We start from the raw sequence: 22060 nt of genomic DNA on the forward strand, positions 1-22060 counted from the left end.
TTTTTCATTTTTTTATTAATAATAAAAATCCTCTGCTTTTTTAACAGAGGGTTTTTCAACAAACTGAAAAACAGAGCAAAATATGCTCTGTTTTTTGGTTTTTTTGTAACTTTATTTATTATTTTTTAGCCATTTAATAGCACTATATGCATGAATTGCAGCTCCTGTTGGAAGTATATCTTCATTAAAAACTACTTTATCACTATGCATTGGTTCTCCAAATAAATTATTTTCTTGTTTTGATCCTGCACCTAACATTACATATAAGCTTGGTACATTATATGAATATGCAGCAAAATCCTCTGAGCCCATTCCTGAAGATTTAAAAAGTACAACTGATTGCTCTCCAACAACTTCCTTCATGTATTCTGTAACTTCATATGCTAAATTATCGTCATTTGCTAATGGTAACACAGAAGATAATTCTATTAATTCTGCTTCTCCTCTAAACATTTTTGCAGTAGATACAACTATATCATTTATTCTATTAAAAATAAATTCTCCTAATTCTTTATCTAAACTTCTAATAGTCCCTTCCATAATAACCTCTGATGGAATTATATTTGGTGCATCTCCTCCAGCAAATTTACCTATAGTTACAACTGCTGCTTTATTTGGATCTATTTCTCTGCTTATTATTTCTTGTAAAGATATATATATGTGAGCAGCTATATTTATAGGATCTACCCCCGTTTCAGGCATTGCTCCATGACAGCCTTTTCCTTTTACAACTATTCTAAATCTATTACATCCAGCTATACTAGTCCCTAATCCACATAAAATAACATTTGATGGTGTACCTGAATGCACATGCATTGCCATAGCTGCATCAACTTTAGGGTTTTCAAGAACACCTGCTTGTATCATTTTTTTAGATCCTGTAAACCCTTCTTCATCAGGTTGAAATACTAATTTTACAGTACCTTCAATTTGTTCTTTATTTTGCATTAAAAGCTTAGCTGCTCCTAATAACATTGCAGTATGCATATCATGACCACATGAATGCATACATCCATTTTCTGCTTTAAAATCACACTCATTATTTTCCTTCATTGGAAGAGCATCCATATCAGCTCTTAATAAAAATGTTTTTCCTGATTTATTTCCTTCAAGTGTAGCTACTATACCACTTTCACATATTTCCTTAGGCTCGTACCCCATTTTTTTTAATTGTTCTATTACATATGCCTTTGTTTTTGGTAATTCAGCCCCAACTTCAGGATTTTTATGAATAGTTCTTCTATAGTTTATAATTTCATCTTTAATTAAATTAGCTTGTTTTAAAAATTCATTCATTATTTTACTTCATCCCTTCTTTTGTTTACATACTACATTTTTCATTCTTCTAAATTTATTTTATAAATAATATTATATACCAATAATAATTATATTTAAATCCCTTTTTTAATTCTTTATGTTTACACATTTTTTATTTTAAACAATATTATATCTTTTTAATATTATATAATATATAATCCAATGATAGGAGATGAGATACATGTCAATAGATTGTCCTAATTCAAATCATTTTTGCTGTAATAACAATAATGAGTTTGAAAACCTTTCATTACTCTTTAATAACCCATTTTTTTATACCCTAGCTATAGTATTATTATTTGGTGGTGGTGGATTTAGTCCTAGTAGCTTTTGGGGAAGTTATGGAAATATATTTCGTTGTAGTGCATTTAATAATGGCTGGTGCAATGATACCAATCTTAATAATACAAGCTTTAATACACTTAACACTCCATTTAATAATAACTTTTTTAATACTACTAATAATTCAGGACTTCTTACTGATAATTTCAACTAACAAGGTTAGATAGTGACAAGTGGCAAGTGGCAAGCTTAGATAGTGACAAGTGGCAAGTGACAAGTTATAAGTTAGGATGGACAAACTTAATTCACTGCAAATAATAAATCCACGACATTTTTGTGTGGATTTATTATTTAGCTTTATTTTGAATAATGATTAACTTCTCCTAAATCATTACAAATACTATCTTTAAGATTTAGTCTAGTTCAAAATAAATTAATTATATTTAAAATTCAGTATTAACCATATAATAAAATATAGTCTATTATTTAAATTATATTTTATAGTAAAATGTGAATTTATATATCTTTTCTAAAATATTTCCCTTTAAAATCAACCATATTTGTTAATTTATAGGCTTCTTTTCTAGCTTCTTCTATAGTTTTTCCCTTACCAACAAGCGATAAAACTCTTCCCCCACTAGTTATTAATTCTCCATTTACTAATTGGGCAGCAGCTAAAAATACTTTATTCTTAATACCTTCCTCAATAGTAATTTTAAATCCCTTTTCAAACTTTTCTGGATATCCCTTAGAAGCTAAAACTATATTAACACAACTTCCTTCATACCATTTAACTTTAACTTCATCTAATTTACTATCTAAAGCCGCTTGTACTAAATCAACTAAATCACTTTCCATTAAAACTAAAATAGATTGAGTTTCAGGATCTCCCATTCTCACATTATATTCTAATAAATAGGTTCCTTTTTTAGTTATCATTAAACCAAAGAAAATAATTCCTTTAAAATCAAATTCTTCTTCTTCAATTCCCCTTAAAGTATTAGCAACTATATTTTCTTCAAAATCCTTCATCACCTCTTCAGTAACAAATGGATTTGGTGCTATAACTCCCATACCTCCAGTGTTTGGTCCCTTATCCCCATCAAAAATTTGCTTATGATCTTTTCCTGAAATAAATGGTATTAAGGTTTTACCATCAGTAATTGAAAGAATTGAAGCTTCTATCCCTTCTAAGAACTCTTCAATAACAATACTTTTACCTGCACCTTTAAAAACATCTAAAATCATGAAGTCATCAATTGTATTCATAGCCTCTTCTCTAGTTCTTGCAATTACAACACCTTTTCCTGATGCTAATCCATCAGCTTTAATAACTATTGGATAGTCACATTTTTGTAAATATTCTTTAGCTAAATTGTAATCAGTAAATATTTCATATTGAGCTGTTTTAACTCCATATTTCTTCATGAACTCTTTAGCAAATGTTTTACTTCCCTCTAATTGAGCCGCTCTTGCATCTGGCCCAAAACACTTAAGACCTACCTTCTTAAACTTATCAGTTATACCATTAGTTAATGGCTCTTCTGGTCCTACAAAAGTAAAATCAATATTATTTTCTTTTGCAAATTCAACTAATTCATTTAAATCAGTTATATTAATATTTTCACATTTATTTTCAAGTGCAGTTCCACCATTACCAGGTGCTACAAATATTTTACTTACATTTTTATTCTGAGCTAATTTCCAAGCAATAGCATGCTCCCTTCCACCAGAACCAACTAATAATATTTTCATTATAATACCCCCAATTTAGTGTTTAGTTTTTAGTTTGTAGTTAATATGGGAACTCCCTAGAGAGTTTCAAGTTTCAAGTTTCAAGTGGCAAGTGATCAGTTTAGGTAAAAATTCAACTTAAGCTGAATTTTAAAATATATTTTCAGAAACCACTTTTATAGTTTGTAGTTAGTAGTTGATGTTGAAATTCCTTGTTGAATTTCTTAAATTTTTATTTTTAAAAACTCCACTAGGAGTTTCATCCTTAACTACTAACTCCTAACTTCCTTCCACTTGTCACTCTTAACTAGTTCTTAGTTCTAGTGTTTAAAGTGACGAATCCCAGTAAACACCATAGCAATTCCATGTTCATTACAAGCATCAATTGATTCTTGATCTCTTATTGAACCACCTGGTTGAATTATTGCTTTAATTCCATACTTAGAGCATTCATCAACTATATCTCTAAATGGGAAAAATGCATCTGAAGCTAATATAGTAGCTCCCTTACCCCTTTTTAGAGCCTCAATTGTTGGCCAAATTCTATTAACTTGTCCTCCACCAATTCCTACAGCAACACCATCTTTAACTGTAACTATAGCATTTGATTTAACATACTTAACTACCTTCATTCCAAATACTAAATCTCTAATTTCAGCTTCAGTTGGTACTTTTTCTGTAACAACTTTTAATTCATCTAAAAGTTTAATATCTTCTTCTTGAACTAATATTCCACCATCAACACTTACCATAAACTTCTTATCACATGGTTTAACATTACATTTAATAACTCTTAAATTTTTCTTAGCTTTTAAAATTTCTAAAGCATCTTCATCAAAATCTGGAGCTGCAACTACCTCTAAGAATATTTTCACCAGTTCTTCTGCTGTAACTTTATCAATTTTCTTATTAATAGCAACTATTCCACCAAATATTGAAGTTGGATCCACATCATGTGCTTTAGTATAAGCTTCTATAGTAGTCTTACCTACTGCAACACCACATGGAGTATTATGCTTTAATGCGCAGCAAGCTGTTTCTTGAAATTCATTAACAACCTTCCATGCAATATCTAAATCCTTAATGTTATTGTAAGAAAGTTCTTTACCATTTAATATATCAAAATCATTCATACCACCATCAAATTCATTTGAAACATAATATGCAGCACTTTGATGTGGATTTTCACCATATCTTAAACCTTGCTTCTTCTTATATGAAATTGAAAGATATTCTGGATATTCTTCTTCATCACTTAACATAAAATTAGATATTGCTGCATCATAAGCACTCATTAAATTAAATACCTTTCCAGCAAGCTTCTTTCTTAACTTATAACTCACTTCTCCAGTTTCCTTAATTTCATTCATTACAACTTCATAATCAGAGACATCTGAAACAACTACAACATCTTGAAAATTCTTAGCTGCTGCTCTAAGCATCGTTGGCCCACCAATATCTATAAATTCAACCTTTTCTTCAAAATTTAAATCCTCTCTTACCTTTTTAAAGAATGGATATAAATTAACTATAACCATATCTATAGTTTCAATATTTTTTTCTTTTATAGTTTTTATATGTTCTTCATTATTTCTTATAGCAAGTATTCCTGCATGAATAATTGGATGAAGAGTTTTAACTCTTCCATCTAGCATTTCTGGGAAATTTGTAACTTCATTAATTTCTGTTACAGTAACACCATTTTCCCTTAAGTGTTTATACGTGCCTCCAGTTGAAATAATCTCAACTCCATTTTCTATTAAAAATTTTGAAAAATCTAAAATTCCATTTTTATCAAATACACTAATTAATGCTCTTTTAATCATGTAAAAATCCCCCTATTTTAAAATATTTACTCTGCCGTCTATAATCTCAATTTTATCTTTACTTATTAAATCAATAGCTTTAGGTAATAATTTATGCTCTTCTACTAATACCCTCTTTTGTATATCTTCTGCAGTATCATCAAAATATACTGGAACTACTTCTTGAAGAATTATTGCCCCACCATCTACTTTTTCATTAACAAAATGAACTGTACATCCAGTAAATCTAACCCCACTAGCTTTTACTGCATTATGAATATGTATTCCATACATTTTATCTCCACAAAAACTTGGTATAAGTGAAGGATGAATGTTTATTATTTTATCTTTAAATTCTTTTAATATATCACCATCTAATATGGAAAGATATCCTGCTAAAACTATTAAATCAACTCTATTCTTGGTTAATTCTAATATCTTATTTGAAACTTCACTGCCATATTCCTCTTTAGAAACAACATATGTTGGAATGTTCTTGTTTTTAGCTCTTTCTAGTGCATATATTCCTTCTTTACTTCCAATAACCATTTCCACTTTAAAGGAAGCTTGTCCATAATCTAAAATTGATTGCAAGTTTGACCCGCTACCAGATACAAGTACTGCTACTTTAAGCAAACTCCTTCACCTCCAGCTGTTACAACCCCAATTTCATAAGCCTTCTCCCCTAATTCATAAAGCTCTTTTATAACAGCATCCACATCTTTTTCATCAACACATAATACAAATCCAATTCCCATATTAAATGTGTTATACATATGATTTCTATTTACCCCTTTTTCTATCATATCTTCAAATATTGCTGGTAATGGATAACTATCTTTCTTTATTTCTGCTGTTAATTTTAAACCATTAAACATTCTTGGAATATTTTCAATAAATCCTCCACCTGTTATATGAGACATACCTTTAATATCATACTTTTCAATTAATCTTAATATTGGCTTAACATATATCTTTGTTGGAGTAATTAATGTTTTCCAAATCTCTTTTCCATTAAATTCTTCATTTAAATTTGTATATAACTTTCTAACTAAAGAAAATCCATTTGAATGTATTCCTGAAGAAGCAATACCAATTAACTTGTCTCCTGGCTTTATATTTTTTCCATTTATTATTTTATCTTTATCAACAATACCTACTGCAAACCCTGCAATATCATATTCTCCTTCTTTATAAAAACCTGGCATTTCAGCAGTTTCTCCACCAACTAAAGCACAATCTGACATAATACATCCATGTGAAATACCCTTAACTAATTCTGCTGCTACTTCTGCTTCTAGTTTTCCACAAGCTATATAATCCAAGAAAAATAATGGCTTTGCTCCATGACACAAAATATCATTTACACACATAGCTACACAATCAATTCCAACTGTATCGTACTTATTACTTTTAAATGCTAATTCAAGCTTAGTTCCTACACCATCTGTACCTGAAACTAAAACTGGATTTTTATATCCCTTTGGTAATTCAACCATTCCAGCAAAACTTCCAAGACCATTTAAAACATATTTACTAATTGTTTTTTGTGCATATTCTTTTATTAGCTTTACTGATTTATATCCCTCTTCTATATTAACTCCAGAATCTTTATAAGTTATCATTTAAATTCCCTACCTTTCACCTTCTATTGGCGTTGCAACAGGATATATTCCATTAAAGCATCCTACACAATACCCTTGATTTGTATTAAAGCACTTATACATACCTTCCATACTTAAATATCCTAAAGAATCACAACCAATTATTTCTCTTATTTCTTCTAATGAATGATTAGCACCTATAAGTTCTTTTCTATAAGGAGTATCAATTCCAAAATAACATGGATATTGAACTACTGGTGATGCAACTAAAAAGTGAACTTCCTTTGCTCCTGCTCTTCTTAAAGATTCAACTAAATGTTTTGATGTTGTCCCTCTTACTATTGAATCATCTATAAGCACAACTTTCTTATCTTTAATATTTACTTTTAAAGGATTTAATTTAACAGCTACAGCTCTTTCTCTAACTTCCTGAGAAGGAGTTATGAAAGTTCTTCCTACATACCTATTCTTTACAAATCCAGTATCATAAGGGATTCCTGAAGCTTTAGCATATCCTATAGCTGCTGGCGTTCCTGAGTCTGGAACTGCAATAACTATATCTGCTTCAATTGGATTTTCTCTATATAATTGTTCTCCTGCTCTAACTCTTGATTCATGAACATCTAATCCATCTATAATAGAATCTGGTCTTGCAAAGTAAATGTACTCAAATGCACAAGTTTGACATTGTGTATTTTCAGAATATCTATATGAATTTATTCCACATTCATCAATTACAACTATTTCACCTGGCTCAACATCTCTAATTAATTCAGCACCTATAGCATCCAAAGCACAACTTTCAGATGCTAATATATAACCTTCTTCAATTTTACCTAAACAAAGAGGTCTTATTCCATGAGGATCTCTTACACCAATAAGCTTATCTTTAGTTAATATAACCATTGCAAATGAACCTCTAACAGCTTGAATAGCATCTAATACCGCTCTTTCAACACCTTTTTTAGCACCTCTTGCAATTAAATTAGCAATTACTTCTGAGTCAATTGATGTATGAAATATATGCCCTCCATCTTCTAATAACTCTTTAATAACATCTGCATTAACTAAAGTTCCATTGTGTGCCATAGCTATTGGCCCTAACTTTGTTTGACTTAATAATGGTTGTGCATTTTCTATTCTAGTATCACCACTTGTTGAATACCTAACATGTCCAATTCCAGCAAAACCCTTTAAACTATTTATATCTTCTTGAGAAAAAGCTTCTGTTATAAGCCCCATACCTTTTTTAATATTTATATCTTCTCCATTAGCAACTGCTATACCAGCACTTTCTTGACCTCTATGTTGAAGTGCATATAATCCATAATATATTACCGAAGCTAAATCTAATGACTTATTAGAATAAATCCCAAAGACTCCACATTCTTCTTTAAATTTATCATTACTTAGATCAATTATTGTATTATCTAACTTTGGATTCATACCTTTAATCCCCCCGATTAATCACTTTTAACTAGTTTCAAGTGACAAGTCATAAGTTTCAAGTTTAGGCAAAAATTCAGCTTAAGCTGAATTTTGGAAAAATATAATCTAAGAAATTCCCTAAGGAATTTCATCCCTAACTTGTAATTTGCCACTTTTCACTTATCACTTGAACTTGCCATTTGCTTCCCTTGACTAACTTATTCTTTTTAATATTTCAACATATGCTTCTTTAACATTTCCAAGATTTCTTCTAAATCTATCTTTATCTAACTTTTCTCCAGTTGTTGCATCCCATAATCTACATGTATCTGGTGAAATTTCATCTGCTAATACAATTTCTCCATTACATCTTCCAAATTCTAATTTAAAATCTATTAATTTTATATTAGATTTTAAAAACATTTCCTTTAAAAATTCATTAATTTTTGATGTTAAAGAATAAATTTTTGCTAATTCCTCAAAATTTGTTATACCTATAGCAACTGCATGATAATCATTTATTAGTGGATCTCCTAATGCATCATTTTTATATGATAATTCAAATACAGTTACTTTTAATTCACTGCCTTCTTCTAACCCTAATCTTTTTGCCATTGAGCCAGCTGCAACATTTCTAACTATAACTTCTAATGGTATCATTTCAATCTTTTTACATAATTGCTCTCTATCATTTAATTTTTCAATAAAATGAGTTGGAATACCTTCTTTATTTAACATTCCATATATCATTGAAGTTATTGCATTGTTTAAAATACCCTTATTTTCAATTTGTTCCTTCTTTTCTCCATTAAATGCTGTAGCATCATCCTTATAATAAATTATTACTTCTTCTTGATTTTCTGTAGCATATATTTTTTTTGCTTTACCTTCATACAATTTTTCTAATTTACCCATTACAAATCTACTCCTTCACCATTTTCATCTATAAATTTTCTCTTCATTTCTTTTCTATATTTAATTAATTTATCTTTTAAACTTTCATCTCCAATTGATAACATTTGAACAGCTAACATTCCTGCATTATAAGAATTATTTATACCAACTGTTGCAACTGGAATTGTTTTTGGCATTTGTACAATTGAAAATAATGCATCTAACCCTTCAATAGCTCCCTTACAAGGAACTCCTATCACAGGTATTATTGTTTTAGAAGCTATTACACCTGGCAAGTGTGCTGCAAGCCCAGCTCCTGCTATTATAACCTTACATCCCTGTATTTCAATTTCTTTTAAAACCTCTTCTAATTTTTCTGGAACCCTATGAGCCGATAATACAAATGCTTTATATTCAATTCCAAATTCCTTTAAACACTTAGCTGCCCCTCTCATTATTTCAGTATCAGATTTAGATCCAAAAAATATTGCTACTTTCATAAAAACCCCCTATTTTAGTTTGTAGTTAATAGTTATGTATGAAATTCCTTAGGGCATTTCTCAAAAATATATTCTCAGAAACTCCCAAGGAGTTTCATCCTTAACTTGTCACTTGCCATCTTTAACTAGTGAGTAGTTTGTAGTTTATGATGAAATTCCTCAGGGAATTTCTTGAAAATATATTCTCTTTTCTAAAATTCAGCCCAAGCTGAATTTTTTCCTTAACTCCTAACTTCAAACTTCAAACTACTAACTACCTAAAGTATTCCACTCCTGATTCAAAAATCTTTTGATTAAAGTTTCCTGGTATATTTTTGTATAAATTATCTCCAATTCTTTCAGAATGACCCATTTTACCAAGAACTCTTCCATCTGGACTTGTTATCCCTTCTATTCCAAGCATTGATCCATTTGGATTAAATGGCATATTTAATGATATATTTCCTTTATTATCAACATATTGAGTTGCTACTTGTCCATTTTTTATTAATTCTTTTATTAACTTTTCTGGTGCAACAAATCTTCCTTCCCCATGAGAAATTGCTACATTATGAATATCCCCTAAATTGACTTTGTTAAACCAAGGTGATTTCTTAGAAACAACCTTAGTTTGAATTATTGAACTCATATGTCTATTAATTTCGTTATAAGTTAATGTTGCCATTTCCTCTTCAATATCAATTATTTCACCATAAGGTACTAATCCTAATTTGATTAATGCTTGGAAGCCATTACAAATTCCTAATATTAATCCATCTCTATTTTTTAATAAATCCATAACTGCCTCTTTAATTTTTTCATTTCTAAATACAGTTGCTATAAATTTACCTGAACCATCAGGTTCATCTCCAGCTGAAAATCCTCCAGGTAACATTATTATTTGACTTTCTCTAATTTGCTTTTCTAAGTTTTCAATTGATTCTACAAATGCTTCCTTAGAATAATTTCTAAATACTAATGTTTTTGTTTCTGCATTAGCTTTCTTAAATTCCCTTTCGCAGTCATATTCACAATTTGTACCTGGAAATACTGGAATTATTACCTTTGGTTTAGCAATTTTTATAACTGGTGATTTATTATTTGATTCTTTATATAAAACTTCTTTTACTTTTTCATTTTTATCATTAGTTTTAATTTTAAATACCTTTGATAAATTTTTTTCATAAGCATTTTCTAAAATATTTAATTTCAAATTCAAATCAAAATCTTTAGAAGTTATTGTTTCTTCTTCAGTTGTATAGCCTATTGCCTTATAAGCGCATCCTTTAAATTCTTTATTTATATTTACTTCTTGGTTTACTTCTAAAACTAAAGTTCCATAATTTAGTCCAAAAAGCTCCTCTTTACTTAAATTAAAGAATTCAACCCCAATTTTATTTCCAAATGCCATTTTAGATATTGTTTCTGCAACTCCCCCAAATTTAACACTTGATGCTGATATCACCTTTCCTTCTAAAATAAGCTCATATAATCTTTCTAAATTTCTTTTATATTGATTTACTTTTAAAGTAAAATCTTCATTTTTTTCAGCCATTAATAATACTAATTTAGATCCTACTTTTTTAAACTCTGCACTAATTATATTTTTTGCTTTTTCAATTCCAACAGCAAATGCTACTAATGTTGGAGGCACATCTAAATTTCCAAAACTTCCTGACATAGAATCTTTACCTCCAATTGCAGGTATCCCTAAATCAACTTGAGCTTGATATGCTCCAAGCAATGCAGCAAATGGTTTTCCCCATCTTTCTGGATTCTTTCCTAATTTCTCAAAATACTCTTGAAGAGTTAATCTTACTTTTCTGTAATCTCCACCTACAGCTGCAAGTTTTGTAACTGCTTCTATTATTGAGTAATATGCCATATGATATGGGCTCCAAACTCCTAAATCTGGATTAAATCCATAACTCATTATTGTTGCTTCTTCACTTACACCATTTAATACTGGAATCTTAGCAACCATTGCTTCTTGTTCTGTTGCTGAATATTTACCTCCATATGGCATAAGAACTGTTCCAGAACCTATTGTTGAATCAAACCTCTCAACTAATCCCTTTTGTGAAGCAACATTTAATTTTGATAAATTTTTTATCCATTCCTCTTTAACATTTATATCTCCAACTGCTAAAGGATATTCCCCTGGCAACTTAACTTTTACATTTGTTACTTGTTTTGCACCATTTGTATCTAAGAAACTTCTTTTTAAATTAACTATTTCCTTTCCTCTCCAATACATTCTTAAACATTCATTATTTGTAACTTCTGCAACAGCAACTGCTTCTAAATTTTCTTCTTTAGATAAATTTATGAACCCTTTTACATCTTCTTTAGCTACCACTACAGCCATTCTTTCTTGTGATTCAGAAATTGCAATTTCAGTTCCATCTAACCCCTCATATTTCTTAGGAACCTTATCTAAATTAATATCCAACCCTCTTGTTAATTCTCCAATAGCTACAGAAACTCCACCAGCCCCAAAGTCATTACATCTCTTTATCATTTTAGCAACTTTAGGATTTCTAAATAATCTTTGTATTTTTCTTTCTGTTGGAGGATTTCCTTTTTGAACTTCTGCTCCACACTTATTTATTGATTCTTCAGTATGCCCTTTTGATGAACCAGTTGCTCCACCAACTCCATCTCTTCCTGTTCTACCTCCAAGAAGTATTACTATATCACCAGCCTTAGGTTCTTCTCTTATTACATTTTTACTTGGAGCTGCTGCTATAACTGCTCCAATTTCCATCCTTTTAGCAACATAATTTGGATGATATACTTCTGAAACTTGTCCTGTTGCTAATCCTATTTGATTTCCATATGAACTATAACCATGAGCTGCACCTAAAGTAATTGTTCTTTGTGGTAATTTTCCTTTTAAAGTTTCTTCTACAGGTACTGTTGGATCTGCCGCACCTGTAACTCTCATTGCCTGATATACATATGTTCTCCCCGATAGTGGATCTCTTATTGCTCCTCCTAAACAAGTTGCTGCTCCACCAAAAGGCTCAATTTCAGTTGGGTGATTATGTGTTTCATTTTTAAACATTACTAAATATTCTTCAATACCATTATTTGTTTCTATATTAACCTTTATTGAACAAGCATTTATTTCCTCTGAAATATCCAAGTCATCTAATATTCCTCTTTTTCTCATTTCCTTCATGGCAATAACTGCTATATCCATTAAGGTCTTATCTTTATTGTTTTTTTCATAAACAAAATCTCTTGATTTTAAATACGATTCATAAGATTTTTGTACTGCATTATTTAATTTACCTTTTTCAAATTTTATATCTTCAATTGAAGTACTAAATGTTGTATGTCTGCAATGATCTGACCAATAAGTATCTATTACTTTTATTTCTGTAATTGTTGGTATTCTTTCTTCACTTTTAAAATAGTCCCTTATCATCAATAAATCATCTACACTCATTGCAAGACCTAATTCTTTATGAAATTTTTCTATTTCCTTTTTATCTTTTTTAACAAAATCATAAAGTATTTCTACATCTTTAGGTTCTGATAATTTAGAATAAAGCTCTTTATTACTTAGCGATACTTCCCTTGAGTCTACAGGATTTATATAGTAAGATTTGATTTTTTCTATATCTTCCTTTGTTAATTTCCCCTTTAAAACTATAACTTTAGCTGTTTTTACTTCAACATTTTCTTCAGCACCTACTAATCCAATACATTTTGATGCCGAATCAGCTCTTTGATCATATTGTCCTGGTAAAAATTCTACAGCAAATACTATTTCATCAGGCGATATTGGAAAGCTTTCTTCGTATAAATTATCTACTGTCTTTTCAGCAAATATTGTATATAAAGATTTTTTATAATTTTCTTCATTCATTTCATCTAATATATATTTATTTACTACTCTTACAGCTTGAAGATTTTTTACCCTTAAATTATTTTTAAAATCTTCTAATAAACTATTAGCTTCAATATTAAAGCCATCCTTTTTTTCTACAAAAATACACTTAATACCTCGCATCCTACACCTCGTTTCAAAACACGAATATTATTTTATTTTTAATTAACATTTTTCGTGTCAATTAAATATTACCAATTGGGTTTATTTTTGTCAATGAATTATTTTTTATTTATCTATTAGTATTTTTATTTACCTTTGATAAAATTTATATCTTTAAATTAATTTTTATTAAATTAATATTATTAAAATTAGAAATATTATATAAGATAAATTACATTAAAAATAATTTAAATTCATTACTTGACATATCACATTAGAAACCATTAAAATTTAATGACCATTATTTTAAGGAGAAAATTAAATGATTATTGGAAGAGATTTAACAGATGAAAATAAATATTTAAATAATACAATAAAGAAAATACACGAATTGCTTGATAGTTATGGAGTTTCAAGTAAAGAACAAGATAAAGAAATAATAAATCACAGAAAAATTTTATGGGATAATAGAAATGAATTGGATGAAATTGAAATCAATGAAAACTGTGGACAAGTTGCTTTAAATGAACAATTACATGCCAAAAAAATATCTAGGATACGAACATTAGAAAAACAGCTTTCTAATCCTTATTTCTCAAGACTTGATTTTAGAGAAGACGGTGAAGAAGCAGAAAGCTTTTATATTGGATTATCTACTGTAGAAGATGAAGATAATTTTGATATTTTTGTTTTTGACTGGCGTTCTCCTGTTGCTAATATGTTTTATGACTTTGAAGTTGGTCCTGCATATTATGATGCACCAGTTAGAAGAGTTGAAGGATATATAGACTTTACTAGACAATATAATATTAAAAATGGTGAAATAGTATTTATTCATAACTCAAATGAAAGCTTATGTGATGAAGCCTTAACATCAATGTTAAGTGGAAATGCTACTGATAAAATGAAAAACATAGTTGCTTCTATCCAAAAGGAGCAAAATGATATTATAAGAAGTGATGATAGTAAAATACTATTTATTCAAGGAGCTGCTGGTTCTGGTAAAACTTCTATAGCCTTACATAGATCTGCTTATCTTTTATATAAGCATAGAAAAAATTTAAGTGCTGATAATATTTTAATCTTTAGTCCAAATGAAGTTTTTGCTGAATATATTTCTGATGTACTTCCTGAACTTGGAGAAAGTAATATTCGTCAAACTACATTTGAAATTTATTCAAAGAGATTTTTACCATCTAATTATTTATATGAAAATAAAAATGATCACTTAGATTACATTTATTCTAATCATACTGATTTAAATGCTTTTAAATTAAGAGCTAAATCTATGGAATATAAAAACACATTAGAATTTATGGAAGCTTTAAATAAATTTGTTTTTGATATTCCAAAACTTATTACTAATGTTACTCCTATTATAATTGAAGGTGAACAAATAATAAATAAAAAATCAGTAGAAAATACTATTTTTGAAAGATTTAAGGATATACCATACTTAAATAGAATTGAAGTTGTTAAGCAAAGTTTATTTTCTCAAGTAGAAAATAAATATTTATCTTCAAAAGATAATTCTCACTTTGATTATGTTGAAGATAAGAAAACTTTTTATGATTTCTGTAAAGCTCAAGTTGATGCACAAGTTGATGCTATGATTAAAACATTAGATAGTGTTGATATTTATAAATTACTTTGGAGTAATATTGAAAAATATACTAATATGGACTTAAATTCTACAAAAGAACTTACTTTAAATTATTTAAATAATAATGAAGTTAAATTTGAAGATATTACACCTATAATATATATAAGATCATCATTAGAAGGATTTAGAAGCTACGGAAATATGAAACATGTTCTTATTGATGAAGCTCAAGATTATAGCCCATTATTTTATAAAATAATAAAAAGATCCTTCCCTAATGCTTCTTTAACAATCATGGGTGATTTAAATCAAAGAATTGATAAACATTCTAATGTAAAAAACAGAAGTAGTATTACCAATATATTTAATGATGTAAAAACAGTTGTATTAACTAAGAGCTATCGTTCAACTGGTAATATAACTAACTTTACTAAGGATATCTTAGATACTCATGAGCCAATAGAAGCTGTTGATAGGCTTGGTGATAATCCAACTATTCATATTGTTAATGATAACTTAGAAGAAAGAATTTCTACTAAAATAAAAGAAATGACTGATAAGGGTTATAAATCTATAGCTATCATTTGTAAAAATAAAGAAAATAGTAAAAAACTTTATTCTTCATTAAATGAACTTAATGAAAATGTAAACTTAATAATTAGTGATAAATGTGAATTTAAAATTGGTATTAATGTAATTTCTTCTTATATTGCAAAAGGACTAGAATTTGATGGAGTTATACTTGCTGATGGTGAAAGTTATTTATCAATTGAAGATAAGCATTTATTTTATACAGCTTGTACAAGAGCACTACACGAATTACACATATACACTAATTCATCATTAGAAAATATATTACCTAAAGATAGTAGTTTATATACAGTTGTTAATGATTAAAAAAGGGGATGTCGCATTAAGAATAAATACTACAATATATTGTGTTGATTTTTATTTTTTAAAACAATATATTGTGTATAAAATTTTTAGTGCGACAGCCCCCTTTTATTCTATTTATCCTTTTTTAACATTTCTCCAATTGCAGCAATACTTCCAAGTGATGATAATGTTTCATTTGGTAATATAAGCTTGTTAGCTGGATTATTAGCCATTTCTTTAAGAGCTTCTACTTGTTTAAGTGCTATAACTCTTTCATCTGTTCCTGATTCAAGTATAGCTTTATTAACTTTCATAATAGCTTCTGATTCTGCTATTGCAATTTGTTCTATGGCTTTTGCCTTACCTTCTGCTTCTAATAATTGTGATTCTTTTAAACCTTCTGCTCTTCTAATATTAGCTTCTTTTTCAGCTTCTGCGGCAAGTATCTTAGATTGCTTTTCCCCTTCAGCTTTTTCAATTTGAGATTGTCTTAAACCTTCTGCTTGAAGAATCATAGCTCTCTTATCTCTTTCAGCTTTCATTTGCTTTTCCATTGCTTGTTGTATTTCATCTGGTGGAATTATGTTTTTAATTTCAACTGATAGTACCTTAATACCATAAGCATCAGTAACTTCATCAATAATACCTAATAATTGTTGATTAATGCTGTCTCTTCCAGCAAGAACTTCATCAAGAGTCATATTACCAAGTATATTTCTTATATTTGTTGTAGCTGAATAAACTATACCAGCTTTATAATCTTCAATGTTATATACTGCATCTTTAGCATTAATCATCTTATAGAAAATTACGTTATCTACTGAAATTTTAACATTATCCTTAGTTATAACTGATTGTGGTTGAACATCTAAAATTTGTTGTTTAGTTGATACTTTCTTTCTTACAAAGTCAACACCAGGAATTATAAAATGCCATCCCGGCTCTAAAATTTTATGAAATTGTCCCAACCTTTCAACTACATATAAATACCCTGTGTTTACAACTTTAATTGATGATAATAGCACTATAAAAATAATTACTAATAATGCTAATAAAAATATTATTCCTGGCATATTAATTCTCCTTTAATTTTACAATTAATTTAGTTCCCTCAAGACCTGTAATTATAAATTTCTCACCTTTTTTTATTATTTTTCCTTTATTGCAAGCAGTCCAATAAATACCACTTACATTTATCAATGATGTTTCTCCCATATCTTCTTCTGCAGTCATTGTTTTACCAATATAAGTTTCCTCCATAGTTGGTACTTGCTTTACATCTGTCTTGAATTTTTTCTTTGCCAATGGGTAACCAATAGAAATAGTTACAACTCCTATAATTAAAAATGCTATTATTTGATATAAAACTGTAAAATTTAATAAAGAAAGTATTATTGCAACTAATGCTCCTAGTGAAAACCACATAAATATAAAACTACTAGTAATAATATCAATAACAACTAAAAATATTGCAACAAGAATCCAAATAATTACCTCAATCATTGCTTCTCCCCCCTTTTAACTTAATAATTTAATTATATACCATATTCATCTTGTTTTGTGGTAATAATTACAAAAGTAATTTTTAACTTCCTCTTTATTATAATATATGCAAAATCACTTTGCAAGTTATTTTTTATTGTTTAAAAAGTTATTTATTACTACTTTAAATATTTTGTTTTAACTATTTATTAAATAATTTGATTTTCTAGTGTTTTCCTTTTATTATTTATTTATATGTATTTTATTAGTAAACTAATACAATACTAAAATTATATAACGTATTGGAGATGATATTATGGATTTTATAAAAGTAGGATCTGCATGTCCTAAAACTAAAGTTGCAGATGTTATTTTTAATGTTGAAAATATATGCTCATGTATTGATGATGCTTATAATAAAGATGTTAAATTTTTAGTTTTTCCTGAACTATCTATTACTTCTTATACTTGTGCTGATTTATTTTTAACTTCTACATTAATAAATAAATCTATAGAAGGAATAAAATTAGTTTGTGAAAATAGCATTAACAAAGATATGCTAATTGCTGTTGGATGTCCACTTATCCATAACAATGTTCTTTATAATACAGCCTTTATAATATTTGAAGGAAAAATTCTTGGAATAGTTCCAAAATCATATATTCCAAACTATAGCGAATTTTATGAAAAAAGATGGTTTACAGCTGCTGCAATGTTAACTGATGAACTTGTAACTCTTCCATTCCAAGAAAATATACCATTTGGAACAAATCTTATATTTGCTGCCGGTGATTATAAATTTGGTATAGAAATTTGCGAAGACCTTTGGGTAGCAATTCCTCCAAGCTCTTACTTATCTCTTTTAGGAGCTAATATTATAGGTAATCTTTCTGCTTCAAATGAATTAGTAAGCAAAAAGGATTATAGACTTTCATTAATTGCTAACCAAAGTGCAAGATGTATGTCATCTTACATTTATTCCTCTGCTGGAGTACATGAATCTACAACTGATTTATTATTTAGTGGTCATTTAGTAATAAGTGAAAATGGTACTATATTAAAAGAAAATAATAGATTCCAAAGAGAAAATGAAGTTATAACATCTTGTATAGATGTATTTAAACTTAATGCTGAAAGATTAAAAAATTTAAGTTATAGAGATTCTTCTAAAATAGTGCCATTTAAACCTAAAAATATTAACTTTAATTTTAAAAATACAAAAATAAATAATTTTGATAGATATATAGACAAACATCCCTTTGTTCCATCTAATGAACATGAAAGAGAAGAAAGATGCAAAGAAATATTTAACATACAATCTTCAGCACTTGCAAAACGTTTAGAACATACTAATTTAAAGAAAGCTGTAATTGGAATTTCTGGTGGCCTTGATTCAACTTTAGCCTTATTAGTTATAGTTAAAACATTTAAGCTTTTAGGAATAGATAATAGTAACATTATAACTATTACGATGCCTGGATTCGGTACCACTGATAGAACATATAATAATGCATTAACACTTTGTAGAGAATTAAATACAGATTTAAGAGAAATAAATATCGTTGAAGCTTCTCTTCAACACTTTAAGGATATTGGTCATGATAAAAATATACATGATGTAACTTATGAAAATGTTCAAGCAAGAGAAAGAACTCAAATATTAATGGATTTAGCTAATAAAGAAGGTGGATTATTAATAGGTACTGGTGACCTTTCTGAACTTGCACTTGGATGGTGTACTTACAATGGAGATCATATGAGTATGTATGCTGTTAATCCATCAATTCCCAAAACACTTGTTAGATATTTAGTTAAATATGTAGCAGAAAAGGAATCTACAAAAGAAGTTGCTCATACTTTATTAGATATTTTAGATACTCCTGTTAGTCCTGAACTTTTACCTAAAGGTGAAAAAGGTGACATAGTTCAAAAAACTGAAGATATTGTTGGTCCATATGAACTTCATGATTTCTTCTTATATCACTTTATTAAACATGGTTCTTCTAAAGAAAGAATTGAATTTCTTGCTAAGGAAGCATTTAAAGATGATTATTCTGAGGAAGAAATTGATAAATGGCTTGATAAATTCATTTACAGATTCTTCACTCAACAATTTAAAAGAAGTGCTTTACCTGATGGACCTAAAGTTGGTTCTATTTCTCTTAGCCCTCGTGGGGACTGGAGAATGCCATCAGATGCTTCATTTAATTGCTTTAAGTAATAGAAAAACAGGTAGCTTACAAATTGTAAGTTACCTGTTTATTCATTTATCTAATAATTGAAGTTTATTTATTTTTTAAAGTATCAATATATTTAACTGCACTTAATGCTGCTATATTTCCTTCTCCAGCTGACTTAATATATTGATAAGGCTTTCCAACGCAATCTCCAGCTGCAAAACATCCTGGAATATTACACTTCATTTCCCTATCAACTTTTATATGTCCACCTTCTATTTCTAAACCTGGAACTAATTGTCCTGGTGAAATACTATCCTTTAATACAAATACACCATCAGTTTCTAATTCACCATCATCTGTTTTTATTGAAGAAACTTTTTCTTCTCCAACTATCTCCAATGGCTTTTTAGCTACTATTTCTATATTTTCATTTACTTTTACAGCATCTTTGTACATAGGAATATAATAAACCTTTTCTGCTACTTCACTAACAAAATCAGCTTCTTCTTCTGCTTCTTTATTATATCCTATAATCGTTACAGTTTTTCCTCTATAAAGTGGTGCATCACATGTAGCACAATATCCTACACCTTTTCCTAATAACTGTTCTTCGCCTTTAATAGGCTTAGTATATTCCATACCAGTGGCTAAAATTACAGTAGTTGCTTCATACATTTTTTCATTTACCATTAATGCAAAATAATCACCCATTGCATATATGTTGTTTACTCTTTCTTCTGTAATTTCAATTCCCATATTATCTATATGCTCTAAAAATTTATCTCTAACTTGTGCTCCAGTAACTCCATAAAACCCTAAGTAATTATTGATTTTTGGAGCCTTACTTAACTTATAACTTAATTCTTTATTACCAAAAATAATAAATTTTTTATTTCTTATCTTTGCATTAAGAGCAGCTGATAATCCTGCTGGACCACTACCTACTATGGCTATATCATATCTTTCCATAGTAATCTCTTCTCCTTAAAGGTGTTTTTCAACAGCATCTTTTAATTGATTTTTTGGCATAAACCCAACTAAAGTATCTACAGGCTCTCCATTTTTAAATACCATTATTGTTGGTATACTTGCAACTCTATATTTACCAGCTAAGTTTGGGCATTCATCAACATTTACTTTTGTAAATTTAGCATTTGTTAATTCTCCTGCTACTTCTTCAAAGATAGGTCCTATCATCTTGCAAGGACCACACCAGTCAGCCCAAAAATCTACTATACTAACACCATCAGCTTTTATAACTTCTGAATCAAATTCATTTTCTTTTAAATGTTTTACCATTTCAATTCCTCCTATTTCCCATTAGGGAATATAAATATTATTTGTTTCATTTTACAGCGATAATTATTATTAGTCAATAATTTTATCCCTATATTTAGTTTATCCTTTTTTTTACTTAAAAATTCTGCCGCTAAGTCACTTAATTAATATTTAAATATTTATTTAAATTATATTTATAAATAAGAGGCTGTCTCACTAAAACTTTTATACACAATATATTGTAGTATTTATTCTTAATGCGACATCCCCTTATTTATATAATTATTTATTTTTATAAATATCAATAACTCCAGCTTCTTCATCAGAAATAGGAATTAATATTGTTCCAAACAGCTTTTCTTCTTTTTTAGCATAAAAATGATAATCCATTCCTACTTTTAAGTTTTTTATATTTTCATTTTTCATTATTTTATATTTTTTGTTATCATATGATTTACCTACAAAGTATTTTTCTGTCTCTTTTTTTACTATAATTCTATAAAGCATTATCTCCCTCAATTCCAAGAATCTACACTTATAATTTGTTAAAACTAGTTTTTATATTCTATATATTAAAAAAATAATTTTTCAATATATTATTATCAATATCATTTATATTATAATCATCAATGTTTTTCTTAGAAACCCACTTTATTTGATTTATACTTCTATGACAAGTAAGGTATTCTTTTACTGTTCCAGTAAAAACTCTTAATATGTCTCCATTTTCAATTTCATAATCTTTAAATGATTTTAAATCAAAAATTGTGCACTTTAAATCTTTATCTATTGCTTTACTTATACATTTTTCATCGGTTTCTTTTCCTTTAATATCTTTTCCAAAAAGCCCCCATGTTCTTTCATTCTTTTTACCTCTTTCAGCAAGCAATACATTACCAAAATCATCATAAATAATAATTGAACATTTAACTAAACTCCCCATATGTACCTCCATCACAACTTCTTTAAATACTTTGCACTACTTCATTAATATTTATTATAATACTTTATTATTAATAATAAAACATTTTTTTATTTTTTGTTATATTGTAATGTAATTTTATGAATATATACAAAAATATTGTTAATAATTAAGAT

Annotated in this window: 18 protein-coding genes; 3 read left to right on the top strand and 15 right to left on the bottom strand. The window is 28.4% G+C overall.

Features of this window, described 5'->3' with window-relative positions:
• Nucleotides 1–111: 111 nt before the first annotated feature.
• A complete protein-coding gene (locus ACUN06_RS09370; protein ID WP_291732569.1) occupies nt 112–1296 on the bottom strand; it encodes a M20 metallopeptidase family protein in 1185 nt (394 codons plus the stop codon).
• A 202-nt stretch (nt 1297–1498) separates the two neighbouring features.
• On the opposite strand from ACUN06_RS09370, the gene ACUN06_RS09375 reads away from it, so the two are divergent.
• Complete coding sequence (locus ACUN06_RS09375) at nt 1499–1813, top strand: hypothetical protein (protein ID WP_291732570.1); 315 nt, start codon at nt 1499–1501, stop codon at nt 1811–1813.
• A 302-nt stretch (nt 1814–2115) separates the two neighbouring features.
• Here ACUN06_RS09375 and purD read toward each other — a convergent pair whose 3' ends face one another.
• The 8 genes from purD to ACUN06_RS09415 form a co-directional block, all read right to left on the bottom strand.
• Complete coding sequence (purD, locus tag ACUN06_RS09380; RefSeq protein WP_449389699.1) at nt 2116–3354, bottom strand: phosphoribosylamine--glycine ligase; 1239 nt, start codon at nt 3352–3354, stop codon at nt 2116–2118.
• A 299-nt stretch (nt 3355–3653) separates the two neighbouring features.
• A complete protein-coding gene (gene purH / locus ACUN06_RS09385; RefSeq protein ID WP_291732983.1) occupies nt 3654–5159 on the bottom strand; it encodes a bifunctional phosphoribosylaminoimidazolecarboxamide formyltransferase/IMP cyclohydrolase in 1506 nt (501 codons plus the stop codon).
• A gap of 12 nt (nt 5160–5171) precedes the next feature.
• A complete protein-coding gene (gene purN, locus ACUN06_RS09390; protein ID WP_449389700.1) occupies nt 5172–5774 on the bottom strand; it encodes a phosphoribosylglycinamide formyltransferase in 603 nt (200 codons plus the stop codon).
• A complete protein-coding gene (purM, locus tag ACUN06_RS09395) occupies nt 5762–6763 on the bottom strand; it encodes a phosphoribosylformylglycinamidine cyclo-ligase (protein WP_291732979.1) in 1002 nt (333 codons plus the stop codon). The genes purN and purM overlap by 13 nt, the downstream gene beginning before the upstream one ends.
• 9 nt (nt 6764–6772) lie before the next feature.
• The gene (gene purF, locus ACUN06_RS09400; protein ID WP_291732977.1) at nt 6773–8188 is read right to left on the bottom strand and encodes an amidophosphoribosyltransferase; all 1416 of its coding nucleotides are present in this window, start codon (nt 8186–8188) and stop codon (nt 6773–6775) included.
• Between the two features lie 195 nt (nt 8189–8383).
• Nucleotides 8384–9085 carry a phosphoribosylaminoimidazolesuccinocarboxamide synthase gene (gene purC / locus ACUN06_RS09405; RefSeq protein ID WP_449389701.1) on the bottom strand — a complete coding sequence of 234 codons (702 nt, stop codon included), beginning with the start codon at nt 9083–9085 and terminating at the stop codon, nt 8384–8386.
• Nucleotides 9085–9564 carry a 5-(carboxyamino)imidazole ribonucleotide mutase gene (gene purE, locus ACUN06_RS09410; protein ID WP_449389702.1) on the bottom strand — a complete coding sequence of 160 codons (480 nt, stop codon included), beginning with the start codon at nt 9562–9564 and terminating at the stop codon, nt 9085–9087. The genes purC and purE overlap by 1 nt, the downstream gene beginning before the upstream one ends.
• 253 nt (nt 9565–9817) lie before the next feature.
• Entirely contained in the window at nt 9818–13564 is a 3747-nt protein-coding gene (locus tag ACUN06_RS09415; RefSeq protein WP_449389703.1) for a phosphoribosylformylglycinamidine synthase, read from the bottom strand.
• A gap of 301 nt (nt 13565–13865) precedes the next feature.
• Here ACUN06_RS09415 and ACUN06_RS09420 point away from each other — a divergent pair, with 301 nt between their 5' ends.
• Nucleotides 13866–16043, top strand: coding sequence for a HelD family protein (locus ACUN06_RS09420; RefSeq protein WP_449389704.1), 2178 nt, complete (start codon nt 13866–13868; stop codon nt 16041–16043).
• A 110-nt stretch (nt 16044–16153) separates the two neighbouring features.
• Here ACUN06_RS09420 and ACUN06_RS09425 read toward each other — a convergent pair whose 3' ends face one another.
• Both ACUN06_RS09425 and ACUN06_RS09430 read right to left on the bottom strand, forming a co-directional pair.
• On the bottom strand, nt 16154–17095 hold the full coding sequence (locus ACUN06_RS09425) for an SPFH domain-containing protein (protein WP_291732958.1): 942 nt from the start codon (nt 17093–17095) through the stop codon (nt 16154–16156).
• A 1-nt stretch (nt 17096) separates the two neighbouring features.
• A complete protein-coding gene (locus ACUN06_RS09430; protein ID WP_294367323.1) occupies nt 17097–17525 on the bottom strand; it encodes an NfeD family protein in 429 nt (142 codons plus the stop codon).
• Between the two features lie 295 nt (nt 17526–17820).
• Between ACUN06_RS09430 and ACUN06_RS09435 the strand changes: the two genes are divergently transcribed.
• A complete protein-coding gene (locus ACUN06_RS09435) occupies nt 17821–19725 on the top strand; it encodes an NAD(+) synthase (protein WP_291732955.1) in 1905 nt (634 codons plus the stop codon).
• Between the two features lie 64 nt (nt 19726–19789).
• Here ACUN06_RS09435 and ACUN06_RS09440 read toward each other — a convergent pair whose 3' ends face one another.
• From ACUN06_RS09440 to ACUN06_RS09455, 4 genes are all read right to left on the bottom strand, one after another.
• Entirely contained in the window at nt 19790–20653 is an 864-nt protein-coding gene (locus ACUN06_RS09440; protein ID WP_294397709.1) for an NAD(P)/FAD-dependent oxidoreductase, read from the bottom strand.
• Between the two features lie 15 nt (nt 20654–20668).
• Complete coding sequence (gene trxA, locus ACUN06_RS09445; protein WP_291732950.1) at nt 20669–20983, bottom strand: thioredoxin; 315 nt, start codon at nt 20981–20983, stop codon at nt 20669–20671.
• Nucleotides 20984–21244: 261 nt separating this feature from the next.
• Nucleotides 21245–21469: a hypothetical protein gene (locus ACUN06_RS09450; protein ID WP_291736062.1), complete on the bottom strand. Its 225-nt coding sequence runs from the start codon at nt 21467–21469 to the stop codon at nt 21245–21247.
• A gap of 58 nt (nt 21470–21527) precedes the next feature.
• Nucleotides 21528–21905, bottom strand: coding sequence for an NUDIX hydrolase (locus tag ACUN06_RS09455; protein WP_291736060.1), 378 nt, complete (start codon nt 21903–21905; stop codon nt 21528–21530).
• Nucleotides 21906–22060 lie beyond the last annotated feature (155 nt).

It is taken from the genome of Clostridium sp. ETTB3, assembly GCF_053571985.1.

Coding starts and splice junctions, on each gene's coding strand:
- ACUN06_RS09370 (WP_291732569.1), bottom strand. CDS start 1,296: ATGAATGAATTTTTAAAACAAGCTAATTTAATTAAAGATGAAATTATA.
- ACUN06_RS09375 (WP_291732570.1), top strand. CDS start 1,499: ATGTCAATAGATTGTCCTAATTCAAATCATTTTTGCTGTAATAACAAT.
- purD (WP_449389699.1), bottom strand. CDS start 3,354: ATGAAAATATTATTAGTTGGTTCTGGTGGAAGGGAGCATGCTATTGCT.
- purH (WP_291732983.1), bottom strand. CDS start 5,159: ATGATTAAAAGAGCATTAATTAGTGTATTTGATAAAAATGGAATTTTA.
- purM (WP_291732979.1), bottom strand. CDS start 6,763: ATGATAACTTATAAAGATTCTGGAGTTAATATAGAAGAGGGATATAAA.
- purF (WP_291732977.1), bottom strand. CDS start 8,188: ATGAATCCAAAGTTAGATAATACAATAATTGATCTAAGTAATGATAAA.
- purC (WP_449389701.1), bottom strand. CDS start 9,085: ATGGGTAAATTAGAAAAATTGTATGAAGGTAAAGCAAAAAAAATATAT.
- purE (WP_449389702.1), bottom strand. CDS start 9,564: ATGAAAGTAGCAATATTTTTTGGATCTAAATCTGATACTGAAATAATG.
- ACUN06_RS09415 (WP_449389703.1), bottom strand. CDS start 13,564: ATGCGAGGTATTAAGTGTATTTTTGTAGAAAAAAAGGATGGCTTTAAT.
- ACUN06_RS09420 (WP_449389704.1), top strand. CDS start 13,866: ATGATTATTGGAAGAGATTTAACAGATGAAAATAAATATTTAAATAAT.
- ACUN06_RS09425 (WP_291732958.1), bottom strand. CDS start 17,095: ATGCCAGGAATAATATTTTTATTAGCATTATTAGTAATTATTTTTATA.
- ACUN06_RS09430 (WP_294367323.1), bottom strand. CDS start 17,525: ATGATTGAGGTAATTATTTGGATTCTTGTTGCAATATTTTTAGTTGTT.
- ACUN06_RS09435 (WP_291732955.1), top strand. CDS start 17,821: ATGGATTTTATAAAAGTAGGATCTGCATGTCCTAAAACTAAAGTTGCA.
- ACUN06_RS09440 (WP_294397709.1), bottom strand. CDS start 20,653: ATGGAAAGATATGATATAGCCATAGTAGGTAGTGGTCCAGCAGGATTA.
- trxA (WP_291732950.1), bottom strand. CDS start 20,983: ATGGTAAAACATTTAAAAGAAAATGAATTTGATTCAGAAGTTATAAAA.
- ACUN06_RS09450 (WP_291736062.1), bottom strand. CDS start 21,469: ATGCTTTATAGAATTATAGTAAAAAAAGAGACAGAAAAATACTTTGTA.
- ACUN06_RS09455 (WP_291736060.1), bottom strand. CDS start 21,905: ATGGGGAGTTTAGTTAAATGTTCAATTATTATTTATGATGATTTTGGT.